This window comes from Blautia sp. HCN-20427, from assembly GCF_037890365.1.
Lineage (GTDB): Bacteria > Bacillota > Clostridia > Lachnospirales > Lachnospiraceae > Blautia.
The window spans coordinates 90,697-107,167 of the sequence record NZ_JBBKBX010000001.1 but is presented as its reverse complement, the minus strand read 5'-3'; the positions used below and the strand labels follow the sequence as shown (position 1 = coordinate 107,167).

Genomic DNA, 16,471 nt, shown 5'->3' with positions numbered 1-16,471 from the left:
TAAAGTTTTAAATAGAGAATGGGAAAATGAAAAAGAAAGCAGGGGAAGGTACAATGGGAAGGACACTGACATGGAGAGCAAGAGAAAAGGATGTTTTCGACAGAGAATCGGGGAAAAATTTTAAGGGAAAGGTGCTGATACTGGACGATTGCTACCGCAGTATTCAGGACCAGGCCATGAAGAATAATGTAAAGGTGAAACAGGCGGAAATTCCGGATACCCTGGCTGTAATTGGAAATCAGAGTTTTTATCACTGTACCGGACTTAAAAATATTAATCTGGGAGAAGTTGCCCAAATCCGAAAAGAAGCCTTTTCCGGCTGTATCCGCTTAAAAGAAGCCGTGTTTTCGGATAAGCTGGAGATTCTTGGAAAGTCGTCTTTTGCCCAGTGCAAACGTCTGGAAAAAGTGGAACTGGAAAGCGGAAGACTCCGAAAGCTGGAGGCAGGAACCTTTCAGGAATGTGAAAGTATGGAGAAAATCTGTCTTCCGGAAGGTATGGAAATCATAGAAGACAGGGCCTTTTACCGCTGCGTTAACTTAAAAGAAGTGGTATTTCCGGCACAGGGACTGAAAAAAATCGGCAGGGAAGCCTTTTACTGGACCGGAATGGATAAAGTAGAATTTCCGGATTCCCTGGAAGAAATCGGAGACAGCGCTTTTTTGAAAAGCAAAACACTGGAAAAAGCAAGGATTCCATCTTCGGTAAAGAAAATAGGAAAATGGGCCTTTCACGGCTGCGGCAGACTAAAGGTATTGGAGATTTTAGGTGAGCCGGAGGAAATCGGAGAGTGGATTGTAAATAAAAGTACCACCATCCGCTGCAGAAAGGGCGGAAGCGTGGAGAAATATGCTTTGGACAGCGGATTTGCAGTGGAATACCTGTAGAAAGATTTTTCTTGCATAAGGACAGGCTATGACGTAAAATGGCAACCGAACCGTGATATTTTGAGAAACAAGTTTTTAGGAAAGGGACTGCTATGGAGTTAAAAGAGATTATCAGATGCCTGCAGAATATGAGAGAGACTTCGGTGATAGCCCCCATTCCTTTTCGGGGAGAGGGAGACTGTCAGCAATTAATAGAGGAAATTAATACGTTAATTATGGAGGAAGAGCGAAAGGCCAAAATGGTGCATCAGCTGATTTCTTCGGGTATGTGGACGATGCATTTTAATCATCAGGGGGAAATAACAAAAGTTGTGTGGAGTCAGGAATTCCGCTTTATGCTTGGATATGAGAATAGGATGGATTTTCCCGATAGACTGGATTCCTGGACTGAATTGCTGCATCCGGAGGACCGGGAATCTACATTGGAGGCTTACTGGCATGCGGTAAAATGCGGAGGGAAATATGACGTCATTTACCGTCTGAAGACAAGGTATCAGGGGTATCGCTGGTTTCATGCCATTGGAGAAACACTGCGGTGGGAGAAAGGAAACCCCCGTCTGTTTACTGGTGTTTTTATTGATATTACCAGGGAAAAGGAACAGAAAGAAAACATACAGGCCCGTTTGGGAATGCAGGAGCAGTTAAATGAAATGAGCCATGAATTGGAGATGAACAATGAAATTTTAAATGCACTCTGCGAAGATTATAACTCCATTTATATTGTAAATCTGGATACGGGAAAATACGACATTTACCGAATGACGGATACCTTGCCGAAAACGGTATCGGAAATTTCGTTCACCAATCAAATATATGATGTGGCTATCAGCCAGTACATAGAACGCTGGGTTTCAGAAAACGATGCGGGATTTGTTCGCTATATGACAGAGAGAAAGCGGCTGAAACGGCTGGTGAGAGAAACAGGAAGAGTGTCGTTCCGGTATTGTATTAAGGAGAGAGCAGATAGACAGAGGCATTTTGAATTTTGCTTTTGTGATATAAGCAAAACCCTGGATGAAACCGTTGTCGTTATGGGGGCGAGAAATATTGATGCTTTGATGGATGAAAAAGAAGATTCTCGCCGGGAGACGCTGGAGCAGGTGCAGGAAACTTTGGCCGGCTCCCAGACCGGGCTTTGGAGTCTTCTCTGGGAAGAGGGAAAAGCGCCGGTTATGCATGGAGACAGGACGCTGCATAAACTGATGGGAATTCCCGAAGAAGAGCTTTCTTTCAACTGTTTTAGGGATTGGGTGTCCGGAATTGATGAAAAATATAGAGGGGAAGTCATGGAAGTGCTGAAACGCAGCATTGCCAACGGTTTTCAGGAAATTGTCTATCCCTGCAGCTATGGAAAAAAAGAACAGATGTATTTTCGGCTGGGTGTTTCCAGCAAGAAAAATTTTCCGGGCAGCGGCTATCGTCTCAGCGGATACTGGCAGGATGTAACGGATACGGTTAAAGACAAGCAGGACCGGGAAGAACTTTTAAAAGAGGCTTTGCAGGAGGCACAGCAGGCCAACAAGGTTAAGACGGAATTTCTGTCTCATATGTCCCATGATATCCGTACACCCATTAATGGAATTCTGGGGCTTTTGACGATTGCGGAAAACGAGGAAGAAGACATCAGCAGACAGAAGGAGTGCCGCCGGAAAATTCGCCAGTCAGCAGAGCATCTCCTTTCCCTGGTCAATGATGTGCTGGACTTGTCCAGACTGGAAAGCGGGAAGCAGACCAGAGTGGAGGAAACCTTCGATATTCACGAAGTACTGGATCATTGTATGTCCATCCTGCTTCCACAGGCACAGCTCCAGCAGATAAAAATCCAGGACCGCCGGGAAGAAATTGGATATGCCAGACTCAGGGGCTGTCCGCTGCAGCTGAGGCAGATATTAATCAATATTATAGGAAATGCCATCAAATATAACAAAGAATGCGGAAGTGTTCAAATCCTGACAAAAGAGACACAGGGATGTGAGAACACAGTCTGGCTGGAATTTGAAATCAAAGATACGGGAATCGGCATGAAAGAAGAGTTTCAGAAGCATATTTTCGAGGCCTTTACCCAGGAAACCCAGGGCGCCAGAACTTCTTATGCGGGAACCGGGCTTGGTATGGCGATTACAAAAAAACTGGTAGACCAGATGGGCGGCACCATCCATTTGAGCAGTCAGATAGGCGAGGGAAGCTGCTTTTTTGTACGGCTGCCTTTTGAGATAAACAGGCAGGAAAACAAAGAATCTGTGGAGGAGGGCCAGTCCTTTGACGTGGCCGGTATGCATGTATTGTTGGCAGAGGACAATGAATTGAATCGGGAAATTGCCCAGTATGTGCTGGAGGAAGGAAAGGTGGAAGTTACCTGTGCGGCAAACGGGGCGGAAGCGTTGGAAATTTTTGAAAAATCAGAACCAGGGGAGATGGACTGCATTATCATGGATGTCATGATGCCTGTGATGGATGGACTGCAGGCAGCAAAAGAAATCCGGAAGCTTTCAAGAGAAGATGCAAAAACCATTCCCATGATTGCTTTATCTGCCAATGCCTTTGAGGAGGACCGGAAAAAGACAAGAGAAGCAGGCATGAATCAGCATGTATCCAAGCCACTGGATGCCAATCAGCTGTTTGCAATTTTAACTCAATATAAAAAGCAGAAATAAAAAGATTCTCCTGACAGACAATGGAAAGCAGTGAAAATAAGGTCTGTCGGGAGAATTGTATTTTTGCGGAAACATTTCTTTGCACAGGGTGTAAGAAGTAGACAATAAAAGCTGGTTATACTATAATTTTAAATCATATGGAAAAGAGGAAAGCGTATGAATTTAGCAGAGTGTTATGGAGAAATGGGGGCAGATTATCAGGGAACCATGCAGCGGCTGTGCAGTGAAAAACTGATAGAAAGAATTGTGCTGAAGTTTTTGGAAGATCCTTCCTTTGGACAACTGCAGGAAGGGCTGGAGATGCACAATCACCAGCAGGCTTTTCAGGCAGCGCACACATTAAAAGGAATCAGTCAGAATCTGGGGTTTACAAAGCTGGGGGAAGCAAGTGCAGAACTGACGGATTCTTTGCGCAAGGCATTGGATTCCACAGCATATGTACAATTTGAACAGGTAAAGTCAGAATATACAACTGCTATCCGTACGATTGAAAAATACAGAGAGGGAAAGTGACAATGAAAAGAATGCATAAAGGAATAGGCTGCGGACTGGCTGTCTGCTTGCTGCTTAGCGGCTGCGGCAAGGCGAAAGAGGAAGAAAGTCCGTTAAATCCCAAAGAGCCGGTTACCGTAACCATATGGCATTATTACAACGGTCCGCAGCTAAAAGCCTTTGACAAACTGGTTCAGGGGTTTAATGAAACAATAGGACAGGAAAAAGGAATTGTGGTGGAAGGCAAGAGTCAGGGAAATGTCAGCAGTCTGGAACAGGCAGTACTGGATGCAGCGGAACGAAAGGCGGGCGCAGGTTCCATGCCCAACATTTTTGCAGCATATGCGGATACAGCATATGAAATTGACAAAATGGGCCTGGTTGTGGATCTAAAGCCGTATTTTACACAGCAGGAATTGGATACCTATGTGGAAAGTTACATAGAAGAAGGAGTTCTTTCGGGAAAAGATGCATTAAAAATCTTTCCCATAGCAAAATCCACGGAAGTATTTGTGATGAATAAGACAGACTGGTAGAAGTTTGCAGAGGCAACAGGCGCTGACGAGAGTCAGTTAGCTACCATGGAAGGCGTTACAAAAACGGCACAGGATTATTATGAATGGACGGACGGCCTGACGCCTGAAAAGAATGACGGAAAAGCGTTTTTTGGCCGCGATGCCATGGCGAATTATATGATTATAGACGCCATGCAGCAGGGCGTGGAGATTTTTTCCGTAGAAAACGGAACAGTTACCTTGAATTTTGATAAAGATGTGATGAAAAAGCTGTGGGAAAACTATTACGTTCCTTTTGTGAAGGGCTATTTTGCAGCGTCAGGAAGTTTTCGCAGCGATGATGTGAAGACCGGAAATATTTTAGCGTTTGTAGGCTCTTCTTCAGGGGCTATGTTTTTCCCGGAAGAGGTGACAATCAGCGATACTTTGACATACCCCATTGATTTGGAAGTGCTGCAGGCGCCGGAATTTGAAGGCGGAGGTTCCGTGGCCGTTCAGCAGGGCGCCGGCATGGTAGTGACAGATACCGGAGAAAAAGAAGTGTATGCTTCTGTAGAATTTTTAAAATGGTTTACCCAGGAGGAACAAAACCTTCAGTTTGTGCTTTCTTCCGGCTATCTTCCGGTGAAAAAAAGCGCCAACAATCTGGGCACAATTCAAAAACAGGAACGGGAAAATCCAGACGTGAATATGGACATTGTGAAAACAGCCATTGGAGAAATTCTGGATAATGAATTGTATACAACAAAGGCCTTTGAGCATGGAACAGATGCCCGCAGTGTTTTGGAGTATGCATTAGGCGATTCGGCCAAAGAAGCCCGGCAGGTTGTAGTACAGCGTCTGGAGGAAGGAAAGACATTGGAAGAAGCCGTAGCGGATTTTATCAGTGAAGAAGCATTTGAGGAATGGTATACAGAGACAAAGCAGGCTCTGGAAGAGGTTTTGTAGGAGGCGTCTCATGAAGAAAAGAGGGGTTTCGATTGCGGTTAAAATGGTGGCATTACTTCTGGTGATTTTTGTTTTTGAAGGAATGTTAATCGGATATAACGTCATTCATGGAGATGTTTTGGAGTATATGCAAACCAATGAGAGAAACATTTTTCATGAACGCGTGGTAAACCGAAAAAATTATCTGGAAGAAAAAATGCGTGTGCGGTGGGCAGATATAGAAGATTCCACCACGAAAATCAACAATATGACCCAGAAACTGGTGGATGAGGGAACCATTTCACTGGACAGTCTGGACAAAAGTTCTGAGAGCAGTATGCCTTTGCTGAAAGAAGCCAGTGATGTGCTGATTTCTCTTGTTCGTTCCAATGGCGTGACAGGTGCGTTTTTGGTTTTGAATACAGAAAATCTGGAAGAAAAGAAGCAGGAGGGTCTATACGAAGACAAACCCGGGCTGTATCTGCATGATTATGACCCGGCATCTAGAGCGTGGGAGCGCAATCAGGATTTGTTGTGGAGTTATGCGCCGGCTGAGTTCATACGGCAGCAGGAATTTTCTACGGATGAAGGATGGAAAACAAAATTTAACTTTTCCCAGTGCGGAGATTATCTGCCCTATTTGTATGAGCCATATAAGGCTGCAAAAAATACGGAAAATGTAAAAGAGAGGGATATTCTGGACTTTGGTTACTGGGGATATACCGGGATAAATGACTGTGCGCAAAAAGAAGCCATAATGTATTCAGTTCCCCTGGTTTTAGAAGATGGGACGGTTTATGGTGTTCTGGGCATTGACTTAATGTCTGAATACGTTAAAAAGCTGCTTCCCTATCTGGAATTAATTGATGATAATAAGGACGGTTCTTATTTTATAGGAATTCAAAAAGGAGATGAAAGCACTGCAGAAAATGTGCTGCTATCCGGAAATACTTACATGTCCGCCTTTTCTCAGGGGGGAGAAACCGTATTTTCAAAAAAAAGACGGACAAATCTATATAGATAGCCAGTCAGAGCAGTTGTGTGCGGAAATTACCTATCTGGAACTGTACAATGAAAGCAGCCCGTTTTACGAACAGAAATGGGTTCTGGCGGGGATTGCCCGGGAAGAGGACCTGTTCCAGTTTACAGACAGACTGCTTAAGATGTTTTCCTGGATTGCAGTTCTGGCTGTGGCGATTGGCGGTCTTGGCGGTGTGATTGGTATTATCTATATATCCAGACTTGTGCTGAAATTAGTGCATGAAGTAGAGGCCATAAAGCTGACGAAGCCCTTCACTCTGACGCAGACGGGAATTCTGGAAATTGACAAATTATCCAATGCATTGGTACAGCAAAGCATACGGTTAAATCAGGTTATGAATAAATTTTCTAATATTATTCACATGGCTGATGTTCCTCTTGCAGCATTTGAAGTGAACCGGAAGGACAAGACCGTATTTATAACAGATAAGTTTTTTGAAATCTTCGGGCTGCCTCCAAAGGATTCCACAGAGCTTTGCATGGAAGATTTCTGGCAGATTTTTCAGGAACTGGAGGTTTATAAGGAATCCGAAGGGGAAGTAACCCTGTATCAGATTCCGGGAAAACACCCTGGAGAATATCGCTTTGTCCGTACTATGGTAAAGGACAGTGAAAATTATTACATCGGATTCGTAGAAGATGTGACGAAGCAGACTTTAGACTTGAAACGCATGGAATACGAAAGAAATCATGATGTACTGACTGGTCTGAACAACCGGCGGGCTTTCTTTGAACGGCTCCGGGTTCTGTTTGAGAATCCAAAACAATTAAAGACAGCAGCTTTTGTGATGATTGACCTGGACAACTTGAAACATATAAACGATACCTTCGGGCATGGCTGCGGAGACCAGTATATTCAAACGGCGGCGGAATGTCTGAAACGGGGCGTGCCCCAGTCAGCGGTGGTATGCCGTCTTGCGGGCGATGAATTCTGTATTTTCTTCTATGGCTGTTCCGGCAAAGAAGAAATTCGCCATTATATAGAACGCCTGCAGGTTCGGCTGAAACATACAACGATTCGGTTACAGGAAAACCAGGAGTACTCCATTTGTATTTCCGGTGGAATTGCATGGTATCCTGAAGACGGACGGAGTTGTGAAGAATTACTGGAACGGGCAGATAAAGCAATGTATACAGTGAAAAAGGATGAAAAAGGACAGTTTAAGGAATATGAAAAGAGAACAGGCAACGAAATACAAAGAGACCATATTGATTGTAGATGATATGGAAATCAATCAGGAAATCCTGACAGAAATGCTGAAAGAAGATTACAATCTGATAAAAGCTTATGACGGTCAGGAAGCGATTGATTTATTGGAAAAACACCACTTGGAGATTCAGTTAATCCTGCTGGATTTTATTATGCCCCAAAAGGATGGCCTGGAAGTCTTAAGAGAGATGAAGGAAAAGCAGTGGATAAAAAGGATTCCGGTCATTATGATTACATCGGAGGATTCTCTGGCTTTTATGCATAAGGTGTATGAACTGGGAGGAACAGAGTATATACACCGTCCGTTTGACCGTTATGTGGTACAGCAGCGCATTAAAAATACACTGATGCTCTACGCCAAGAAGCGGCGGCTGGAAGAAATGGTGGCAGAGCAGGTCTATGAGCGGAAAAAGAACAGCGATATGATGATGACCATTTTCAGCAACATTGTAGAGTTTCGGAATGGAGAGAGTGGGCTGCATGTGCTGCATATCCGGATTATTACGGAAATTTTGTGCCGTTATTTATCGGAAACCACCCATCAGGTGAACTTGTCCGGCAAAGACATCAGCAATATTGCGTTGGCCTCGGCGCTGCATGATGTGGGAAAAATTGCAATTTCAGAAAAAATACTGAATAAACCGGGCAAGCTGACAGAAGAGGAATATGAGATTATGAAGACGCATTCGGCTATTGGTGCAGATATTGTAAGCAGATTAGAACCGTATCAGGAGGAACCTCTGGTAAAATTTGCTTATGATATCTGCAGATGGCATCATGAGCGCTGGGACGGAAAGGGGTATCCGGACGGTTTGAAAGGCGGGGAAATTCCGCTCCATGCTCAGATTGTAGCCATTGCAGATGTATATGATGCGCTTACCAGTGAGAGAGTGTATAAAAAAGCCTATTCCAGCCATGAGGCCATACAGATGATTGCAAACGGGGAGTGCGGGGCGTTTAATCCCATGTTGTTGGACGCTCTTTTCGTACTGGAGGATGAGATTTTGGAGGCGCTGGAAAAGGAGGGTCAGGGAAACCATGACCGGATTTTTACGGCAACGGAAAATATTATGCAGTCCTTAAACATTCCGGTTCACACAGATTCTTTGCAAAAGAAAGTTGCTATTCAGAAGGGGGAGAAAAAACCTTGAATTATCGTTTGGATATACAGTATGACGGAACCCGGTACGGCGGGTGGCAGAAGCAGAAAGATACAGACAACACCATACAGGGGAAAATCGAAGAGGTATTATCACGTATGTGCCAGACTCCGGTGACGATACAGGGCGCAGGCAGGACCGATGCAGGGGTGCACGCGGCAGGGCAGGTGGCAAATGCGCATATGGAGACGGAAAAGACTTGTGAGGAAATCTGCGAATATCTCAACCGGTATCTTCCGGAGGATATTGAGATTGTCCGGGTGAAGCAGGCGGCAGACCGTTTCCACAGCCGCTTAAACGCCAGAGAAAAGGTGTACCAGTACCGCGTTGCTGCAGGTTCTCATAAGAATGTGTTTGAGCGGAAATACCAGTGCCCGCTTCATGAAAATCTGGATGTACCGGCCATGAGAGAGGCGGCGGAATTTTTGACGGGAACTCATGATTTTAAAAGTTTTTGTTCCAATAAAAAGATGAAAAAGTCTTCGGTCAGAACCATATATGACATCGAAATCCGGGAAGAGGGGCAGGAAATCCGCATGACCTATACCGGCGACGGATTTCTCTATAATATGGTAAGAATTCTCACCGGAACTCTGATTGAAGTGGGAAGAGGAGAGAGAAAGCCAGAGGAAATGATGGAAATTCTGGAACGCTGCGACAGAGGCGCGGCGGGATTTACAGCGCCGGCCAGGGGATTGACCCTGCTGGAAGTGCGGTATTAGGAGGAAGACAGTATGGAAAACAGCAGAAACCGGGAAATGGAACAGGAAATTCGTAAGAGCATGGAACAGCTTTATCCTAAGGACCCGGATCATTTGTACAGCCGGATGCAGGTGGAATTTTATGCCTGCAATTACGAGAAAAAAAGTGTAACCCTTCGTTTTCCGGTACAGAGATGGGAATTAAATCACATGGCAACCATGCACGGAGGTCTCATAGCCACGGCTATTGACACCACCTGCGGCGTTACGGTGCGCAGCGTCAGCGGAAGTGAAAAAATTCCTACCATTAACCTGAACCTGAATTATCTCTCCCCTGCCATGGCTCAGGACGCCCTGCTGGTAACGGCAAAAGCAGACCGGGCCGGACGGAGAATCTGCAGTGTATCTGCAGCATGCCGGTCTGAAAAAACGGGGAATCTCATAGCCACTGCCACGGCAAATTTCATGATTCTGGAGTGAAATTTTGAATGCAAATAAAAAAATAAAAGCAAAGCCTTTGAAAAAGCGGGAATTTATGGTACTATAGTCCTTAGACTGTAAAGGAAGAAATTACGATAGATGGAGGAAGAAAAAAGTGGAAAAAGAAACAGCAAAAGAAACCGTTTCTAAAAACTTTATTGAACAGATGATTGAAAAAGACCTGGCAGAGGGCAAATACGAGGAAATTTGTACCAGGTTTCCGCCGGAGCCAAATGGTTATCTGCATATCGGACATGCAAAGTCTATTTTATTAAACTATGGTCTTGCACAGAAATACCACGGAAAGTTCAACATGCGTTTTGACGACACCAATCCGACTAAGGAAAAGGTAGAGTTTGTGGAGTCCATCAAGGAAGATATCAAATGGCTGGGTGCAGACTGGGAAGACCGTCTGTACTTTGCTTCTGACTACTTTGAGCAGATGTACGAAGCGGCTGTAAAATTGATTAAGAAAGGAAAAGCCTTTGTCTGCGATTTGACGGCAGAGGAAATCCGGGAATACAGAGGAACCCTGACAGAGCCGGGCAAGGAAAGTCCCTACAGAAACCGCAGTGTGGAGGAAAATCTGGAATTATTCGAAAAAATGAGAAACGGAGAATTTGAGGACGGCAGCAAGGTACTTCGCGCCAAAATCGACATGGCTTCTCCTAATATCAATATGCGTGATCCGGTTATCTACCGTGTGGCGCATATGACACACCACAACACCGGGGACAAATGGTGCATTTACCCTATGTATGATTTTGCACATCCTATCGAAGATGCCATTGAAGGTGTGACCCATTCCATCTGTACCCTGGAATTTGAAGACCACAGACCTTTGTATGACTGGGTAGTAACAGAACTGGAATATCCGCATCCGCCAAAGCAGATTGAATTTGCAAAGCTGTATCTGACCAATGTAGTGACAGGAAAACGTTATATCAAAAAGCTGGTAGAAGACGGCATTGTAGACGGCTGGGATGACCCTCGTCTGGTATCCATTGCGGCTCTTAGAAGACGGGGCTTTACACCGGAATCCATTCAGAAATTCGTAGAGCTCTGCGGTGTCTCAAAGGCGAACAGTTCTGTGGATTACGCTATGCTGGAATACTGTATCCGCGAAGATTTGAAGATGAAAGTGCCTCGTATGATGGCTGTTTTAGACCCGGTAAAACTGGTTATTGATAACTATCCGGAAGGCGAAATCGAGTACCTGGAAGTGCCCAATAACATGGAAAATCCGGAACTGGGCAGCAGAAAAGTGCCTTTCGGAAGAGAACTTTACATTGAAAGAGAAGACTTTATGGAAGTTCCGGTAAAGAAATACAAACGTCTCTATCCGGACAATGAAGTGCGCCTCATGAATGCGTACTTTGTGACCTGTACAGGCTGCGAAAAGGATGAAGAGGGAAATGTAACGGTTATCCACTGTACGTATGACCCGGCCTCCAAAGGCGGAAATTCCCCGGACGGAAGAAAAGTCAAAGGAACGATTCACTGGATTTGCGCTGAGACAGCCGTAGAGGCGGAGTGCCGTCTGTATGAGAATATCGTAGATGAAGAAAAAGGCGTATACAATAAGGAAGACGGAAGTTTGAACCTGAATCCGAATTCTCTTACGGTAGTCAAAGGCTGTCTGGTAGAGCCGGAACTTGGAAAAGCAGAGGCTTACGACCGGTTCCAGTTTGTGAGAAACGGATTTTTCTGTGCGGACTGCCATGACAGCAAACCGGGAGCGCCGGTATTTAACCGCATTGTGTCTCTGAAGAGTTCTTTTAAACTGAATCAGTAATGATTAAGATGTTATACGAAAAGAGGAGCCTGTGAACGAATTACTAATTCCTCTGGATACAAAAAGCAAAGTGCCGATTTACGAGCAGATTTGTGACTATATCAAAAGGGCTGTGCAGCAGAAGCATTTAATGCCGGGAGAAAAGCTGCCTTCGTCCAGAGCCTTTGCCAGATGTCTGGCTGTGAGCCGAAGCACCGTAGATTTGGCTTATGACCAGCTGGTATCCGAAGGGTATATTGAGTCCATTCCCTGCAAAGGCTACTATATCTGCGAAATAGACAGTCTCTACGTTCCCGGCAGGAAGAGGACAGAAGAGTGGAAAACAGAAAAAGAGAATCCCTCTAAAAGGGCAGCGGGAGAACAGAAAACCTGTGCCTATGATTTTTCTTTAAACGGCATAGCGCCCGGCGGTTTTCCTCACAATATCTGGAAAAAGCTGGCAAGGCAGGTGCTCTCAGAGGATGACGATACCTTGTTTCAGCTGGGAAATCCCTGGGGAGAATATGGATTTCGCAGCGCAGTAGCGGAATATCTGTATCAGGCCAGAGGCATGCGGTGCCGCCCGGAGCAGATTTTAATTGGAGCAGGAAACGATTATCTGCTGATGCTCCTGGGAACCATTCTGGGGAAAAACCGTGTGATTGCCATGGAAGACCATACCTACCTGACTGCATATTACGATTTTCTGCACATTGGGTATGAGGTAAAAGCGGTGAAGCAGGACGAAAGCGGTATGTGTATCTCCTCTTTGAAAGATTCCGGTGCACAGATTGCCTATGTGATGCCCTCTCACCAGTTTCCCGCAGGCACGGTTATGCCCCTGAAACGCCGTATGGCACTTCTGGACTGGGCAGAGGAAGCGGAAAATCGCTACATCATTGAGGATGATTACGACAGCGAGTTCCGTTACCGCGGAAAGCCTATTCCGGCTCTGCAGGGATTTGACAGGGGCGGGCGTGTGATTTATATGGGAACTTTTTCCAAATCCATTGCCCCGTCCATTCGTGTCAGCTATATGGTTTTGCCGGAGTTTCTGGCAGAGCAGTATGCAGAGCGGAAAAGTCCTTTTTCAGTAACCGTGTCCAGAGCAGACCAGAAGATACTGGAGTTATTCTTAAAAGAAGGAGGATATGAGCGGCATTTGAACCGTATGCGGGCTGTCTATAAAAGCAAGCATGACAAAATGGTGAAAGTTCTGCGGGATATGGGGGATATCTGTACTTTTTCGGGAGAATATGCGGGACTTCATCTGGTACTGGAATTCACAAACGGGCTGACAGAAGAGGAGGCAGTTTTGCGGGCAGAAGCGGCCGGTGTTCAGGTCTACGGATACTCGGAATACGGCATAGAAAGCAGCAAGATAAAAAAAGAACCGGAAAGAAAGGTACTTCTGGGCTATGCCTGCATGACCGAAGAAGAAATCGAAAAAGCCATGAGGAAATTGAAAGAGGCCTGGGAATAAGTATTGACAGAAAATTATAAATACAGTAAACTGAACGTTGCAAGGGGAGCTGGAGCAAGTCCGGCTGAGAATAAAACCACATTCGTTTTAGACCCTCATACCTGATTCGGATAATGCCGGCGTAGGAAGCATTTTGTAAAATCTGCAGGTTCAGATACAGACATGAATCCCATCAGGTACTCCCTGGTGGGATTTTTTATACAGAAAGAGAATAAGGAGGAAGGAAACATGAACGCAAGCGTAGCTATCCAGACTTTGCCGGAGGCAAAAGACGACGAGGAATTAATCCGTATTGTAGACGAGGTGATTGCCTATATTAAAAGTACGGGAAATAATTATTATGTAGGCCCTTTTGAGACAACCATTGAGGGAGACTATGACGAACTCATGGACATTGTAAAGGAATGTCAGCATATTGCAGTGAAGGCAGGAGCGCCGTCTGTAGCTGCTTATATTAAGGTCAGCTACAAGCCGGAAGGAGATGTGCTTACCATTGAAAGAAAAGTCTCAAAACACCACCAGTAAAATCTGGACCGTGTCGGCTCTGGCTGTACTGCTGGTGCTTTGGCAGGCGGTTTCCATGGCCGGGCTGATTCCCAACTTTATGCTGCCCTCCCCGGTGGATGTGGGGAAGGCTTTTGTGGGGGATTTCGGGCTTTTAATGGAAAATGCAAAGGTAACGCTTTTGGAGGCGGCTCTGGGACTGGCCTGCGGTATTGCCGTGGGTTTTCTCATGGCGGTAATCATGGAGCGGTTTGAAAAGCTGTACAAAGCCTTTTATCCTTTAATTGTTCTGACCCAGACCATCCCTACGGTGGCCATTGCGCCCCTTTTGGTGCTGTGGTTTGGATATGAAATGCTGCCAAAGGTGATTCTCATTGTGGTGGTGACTTTTTTTCCTATTACCGTAGGACTTTTGGACGGTTTTGGGTCTGCGGATAAAGATATGATCAATCTCATGCGTTCCATGGGGGCAGGAGAGTTTCAGATTTTTCGTTATATTAAGCTGCCGGGAGCCATGAGTCACTTTTTTGCCAGTCTTAGAATTTCCGTGTCGTATTCCGTAGTAGGCGCTGTGATTTCTGAATGGCTGGGAGGCTTCAGCGGTCTTGGGGTTTACATGACACGGGTAAAAAAAGCATTTGCTTATGACAAAATGTTTGCCGTGATTTTTCTCATTTCCATTATCAGCCTGCTTCTTATGAAGCTGGTGGAAATTCTGCAGAAAAAGGCCATGCCCTGGGAAAATGTGAAATAAGACAGAGGAGAAAAGATACATGAAAAAGAAATATTTTGCGACGCTTTTGTGCGCGGCAGTTCTCACAGCTTTTACAGGCTGCGGGGAATCCGGCGATCTGAAAGAAGAGAAGAAAGCAGAAAATAAAACAGAAAATCTGACTTTTGTACTGGACTGGACACCGAATACAAACCATACCGGTCTGTATGTGGCCAAGGAAAAGGGATACTTTGAAGATGAGGGGCTGGAAGTGGAAATCGTACAGCCGCCGGAGGACGGTGCAGACGCCCTGGTGGCGTCGGGAAAAGCCCAGTTGGGTGTTTCCTTTCAGGATACGATGGCACCGGCGGTAGCGGGAGAAGACGCACTTCCCAATACAGCCATAGCTGCTGTTGTACAGCACAACACTTCCGGTATTATTTCCAGAAAAGGGGAGGGCATGGACCGTCCCAAGGGACTGGAAGGGAAAAAGTATGCCACCTGGGACGCTCCCATTGAAAAAGCCATGATGAAAAACGTGGTGGAGGAAGACGGAGGGGATTTCAGTAAAGTGGAACTGATTCCAAGCACAGTGACGGACGAGGTATCCGCACTGAAGACAAAGTCCGTGGACGCTATCTGGGTGTTTTATGCCTGGGCTGGTGTAGCTACAGAAGTGGCAGGTCTGGATACAGACTACTTTGCGTTTAAAGATATCAATCCGGTATTTGACTATTATACACCTGTAATTATAGGAAATAACGAATTTCTGGAAAAAGAGCCGGAAACGGCAAAAGCTTTTTTGAGAGCGTTGAAAAAGGGGTATGAATTTGCCATTGAAGACCCGGATGCGGCAGCAGACATTCTCTGTGAGGCTTCACCGGAACTGGATGTGGAACTGGTAAAAGCCAGCCAGAAATATTTGGCTGACCAGTATAAGGCGGAGGAAGAACGCTGGGGATATATCAGCCCCGAGCGGTGGAACGCTTTTTATAACTGGCTGAATGAAAACGGCCTGTCAGAAACAGAAATACCGGAAAATACAGGATTTTCCAATGAGTATCTTCCGGAATAAGAAAGGCGGCAAAAAAATGGCACAGCTTGAAGTTTCCCATGTGACAAAATCCTTTGACGGCAGGAAGGTTCTGGAGGACGTGTCCATCCGTCTGGGGGAGAAAGAACTGGTGGCTCTTTTAGGCGTCAGCGGCGGCGGAAAAACAACACTTTTTAATGTGATTTCCGGTATCTTAAAGCCGGACAGCGGACAGGTGTTTTTAGACGGGGAGGAGATTACAGGCAGTCCGGGGAAGGTCAGCTATATGCTTCAGAAGGATTTGCTTCTGCCTTACCGCACCATTGAGGACAATGTGGCCCTGCCTCTGATTATCAGGGGGGAGAAAAAGAAGGCGGCGAGAAGTCAGGTGCAGCCCTATTTTCAGGAATTTGGGCTGGAAGGGACTCAGAAAAAGTACCCGGCTCAGCTTTCCGGGGGTATGCGCCAGAGAGCAGCGCTTCTGCGGACGTATATGTTTTCTCAGAAAATTGCCCTTTTGGACGAGCCGTTTTCCGCCCTTGATACCCTGACAAAAAGTGCCATGCATAAGTGGTATTTAAACGTCATGGAGCAGATTCACCTGTCTACAATTTTTATTACACATGATATAGACGAGGCCATTCTTCTGGCGGACCGGATTTATCTTTTAACAGGGAGTCCGGGAACCATCACAGAAGAAATTGTGATAAAAGAGAAAAAGCCCAGAGCGGCGGATTTTAATCTGACGCCAGAGTTTCTGGAGTATAAACGGTATATTCTGGAGAAGATAGGGGAAAATTAAAAGCCGCATATAATATTCAGATAGCAGTGGAGAACTATTATAAAAATGCATTTGGAGATATCGGAAAGTATTACAACATGATAACGCAGCTGTGAG

General features: G+C 45.5%; 14 protein-coding genes, 1 pseudogene and 1 riboswitch. All 15 genes and pseudogenes read left to right on the top strand.

Annotated elements, in window-relative coordinates; genetic code table 11:
* Positions 1 to 26 precede the first annotated feature (26 nt).
* The 15 genes and pseudogenes from WKT17_RS00525 to WKT17_RS00455 all read left to right on the top strand — a co-directional run bounded on the left by WKT17_RS00525 (position 27) and on the right by WKT17_RS00455 (position 16,375).
* Complete coding sequence (locus tag WKT17_RS00525) at positions 27 to 887, top strand: leucine-rich repeat domain-containing protein (protein ID WP_291681241.1); 861 nt, start codon at positions 27 to 29, stop codon at positions 885 to 887.
* A gap of 92 nt (positions 888 to 979) precedes the next feature.
* Positions 980 to 3,541: a PAS domain-containing hybrid sensor histidine kinase/response regulator gene (locus tag WKT17_RS00520; protein WP_340271779.1), complete on the top strand. Its 2,562-nt coding sequence runs from the start codon at positions 980 to 982 to the stop codon at positions 3,539 to 3,541.
* A gap of 156 nt (positions 3,542 to 3,697) precedes the next feature.
* Complete coding sequence (locus WKT17_RS00515) at positions 3,698 to 4,054, top strand: Hpt domain-containing protein (protein ID WP_291681237.1); 357 nt, start codon at positions 3,698 to 3,700, stop codon at positions 4,052 to 4,054.
* 2 nt (positions 4,055 to 4,056) lie between these two features.
* A pseudogene (locus WKT17_RS00510) lies at positions 4,057 to 5,496 on the top strand (extracellular solute-binding protein).
* Positions 5,497 to 5,506: 10 nt separating this feature from the next.
* A complete protein-coding gene (locus WKT17_RS00505) occupies positions 5,507 to 6,499 on the top strand; it encodes a hypothetical protein (RefSeq protein ID WP_340271778.1) in 993 nt (330 codons plus the stop codon).
* On the top strand, positions 6,387 to 7,739 hold the full coding sequence (locus WKT17_RS00500; RefSeq protein WP_340271777.1) for a sensor domain-containing diguanylate cyclase: 1,353 nt from the start codon (positions 6,387 to 6,389) through the stop codon (positions 7,737 to 7,739). Before WKT17_RS00505 ends, WKT17_RS00500 begins: the two co-directional genes overlap by 113 nt.
* On the top strand, positions 7,687 to 8,877 hold the full coding sequence (locus WKT17_RS00495) for an HD-GYP domain-containing protein (RefSeq protein ID WP_173748822.1): 1,191 nt from the start codon (positions 7,687 to 7,689) through the stop codon (positions 8,875 to 8,877). Before WKT17_RS00500 ends, WKT17_RS00495 begins: the two co-directional genes overlap by 53 nt.
* On the top strand, positions 8,874 to 9,608 hold the full coding sequence (truA, locus tag WKT17_RS00490; RefSeq protein ID WP_340271776.1) for a tRNA pseudouridine(38-40) synthase TruA: 735 nt from the start codon (positions 8,874 to 8,876) through the stop codon (positions 9,606 to 9,608). The genes WKT17_RS00495 and truA overlap by 4 nt, the downstream gene beginning before the upstream one ends.
* 12 nt (positions 9,609 to 9,620) lie before the next feature.
* Positions 9,621 to 10,067, top strand: a complete 447-nt coding sequence (locus tag WKT17_RS00485; protein WP_173748820.1) for a PaaI family thioesterase — start codon at positions 9,621 to 9,623, stop codon at positions 10,065 to 10,067.
* Positions 10,068 to 10,182: 115 nt separating this feature from the next.
* The gene (locus WKT17_RS00480; protein WP_291681229.1) at positions 10,183 to 11,862 is read left to right on the top strand and encodes a glutamine--tRNA ligase/YqeY domain fusion protein; all 1,680 of its coding nucleotides are present in this window, start codon (positions 10,183 to 10,185) and stop codon (positions 11,860 to 11,862) included.
* Between the two features lie 31 nt (positions 11,863 to 11,893).
* On the top strand, positions 11,894 to 13,324 hold the full coding sequence (pdxR, locus tag WKT17_RS00475) for a MocR-like pyridoxine biosynthesis transcription factor PdxR (protein ID WP_291681227.1): 1,431 nt from the start codon (positions 11,894 to 11,896) through the stop codon (positions 13,322 to 13,324).
* A gap of 32 nt (positions 13,325 to 13,356) precedes the next feature.
* A riboswitch (TPP riboswitch) is annotated at positions 13,357 to 13,468 on the top strand.
* Between the two features lie 84 nt (positions 13,469 to 13,552).
* Entirely contained in the window at positions 13,553 to 13,849 is a 297-nt protein-coding gene (locus tag WKT17_RS00470) for a thiamine-binding protein (RefSeq protein WP_173748817.1), read from the top strand.
* On the top strand, positions 13,818 to 14,582 hold the full coding sequence (locus tag WKT17_RS00465; RefSeq protein WP_291681224.1) for an ABC transporter permease: 765 nt from the start codon (positions 13,818 to 13,820) through the stop codon (positions 14,580 to 14,582). The genes WKT17_RS00470 and WKT17_RS00465 overlap by 32 nt, the downstream gene beginning before the upstream one ends.
* Positions 14,583 to 14,601: 19 nt before the next feature.
* Positions 14,602 to 15,615: an ABC transporter substrate-binding protein gene (locus WKT17_RS00460; protein WP_291681222.1), complete on the top strand. Its 1,014-nt coding sequence runs from the start codon at positions 14,602 to 14,604 to the stop codon at positions 15,613 to 15,615.
* 16 nt (positions 15,616 to 15,631) lie between these two features.
* Positions 15,632 to 16,375 carry an ABC transporter ATP-binding protein gene (locus WKT17_RS00455; RefSeq protein WP_291681220.1) on the top strand — a complete coding sequence of 248 codons (744 nt, stop codon included), beginning with the start codon at positions 15,632 to 15,634 and terminating at the stop codon, positions 16,373 to 16,375.
* Positions 16,376 to 16,471: the final 96 nt, after the last annotated feature.

Excerpts from the sequence above, each read along its gene's own strand:
- WKT17_RS00485 (WP_173748820.1), top strand. The coding sequence starts at position 9,621 with ATGGAAAACAGCAGAAACCGGGAAATGGAACAGGAAATTCGTAAGAGC.
- WKT17_RS00460 (WP_291681222.1), top strand. The coding sequence starts at position 14,602 with ATGAAAAAGAAATATTTTGCGACGCTTTTGTGCGCGGCAGTTCTCACA.
- WKT17_RS00495 (WP_173748822.1), top strand. The coding sequence starts at position 7,687 with ATGAAAAGAGAACAGGCAACGAAATACAAAGAGACCATATTGATTGTA.
- WKT17_RS00455 (WP_291681220.1), top strand. The coding sequence starts at position 15,632 with ATGGCACAGCTTGAAGTTTCCCATGTGACAAAATCCTTTGACGGCAGG.
- WKT17_RS00500 (WP_340271777.1), top strand. The coding sequence starts at position 6,387 with ATGAAAGCACTGCAGAAAATGTGCTGCTATCCGGAAATACTTACATGT.
- WKT17_RS00470 (WP_173748817.1), top strand. The coding sequence starts at position 13,553 with ATGAACGCAAGCGTAGCTATCCAGACTTTGCCGGAGGCAAAAGACGAC.
- WKT17_RS00520 (WP_340271779.1), top strand. The coding sequence starts at position 980 with ATGGAGTTAAAAGAGATTATCAGATGCCTGCAGAATATGAGAGAGACT.
- WKT17_RS00515 (WP_291681237.1), top strand. The coding sequence starts at position 3,698 with ATGAATTTAGCAGAGTGTTATGGAGAAATGGGGGCAGATTATCAGGGA.
- WKT17_RS00525 (WP_291681241.1), top strand. The coding sequence starts at position 27 with ATGAAAAAGAAAGCAGGGGAAGGTACAATGGGAAGGACACTGACATGG.
- WKT17_RS00505 (WP_340271778.1), top strand. The coding sequence starts at position 5,507 with ATGAAGAAAAGAGGGGTTTCGATTGCGGTTAAAATGGTGGCATTACTT.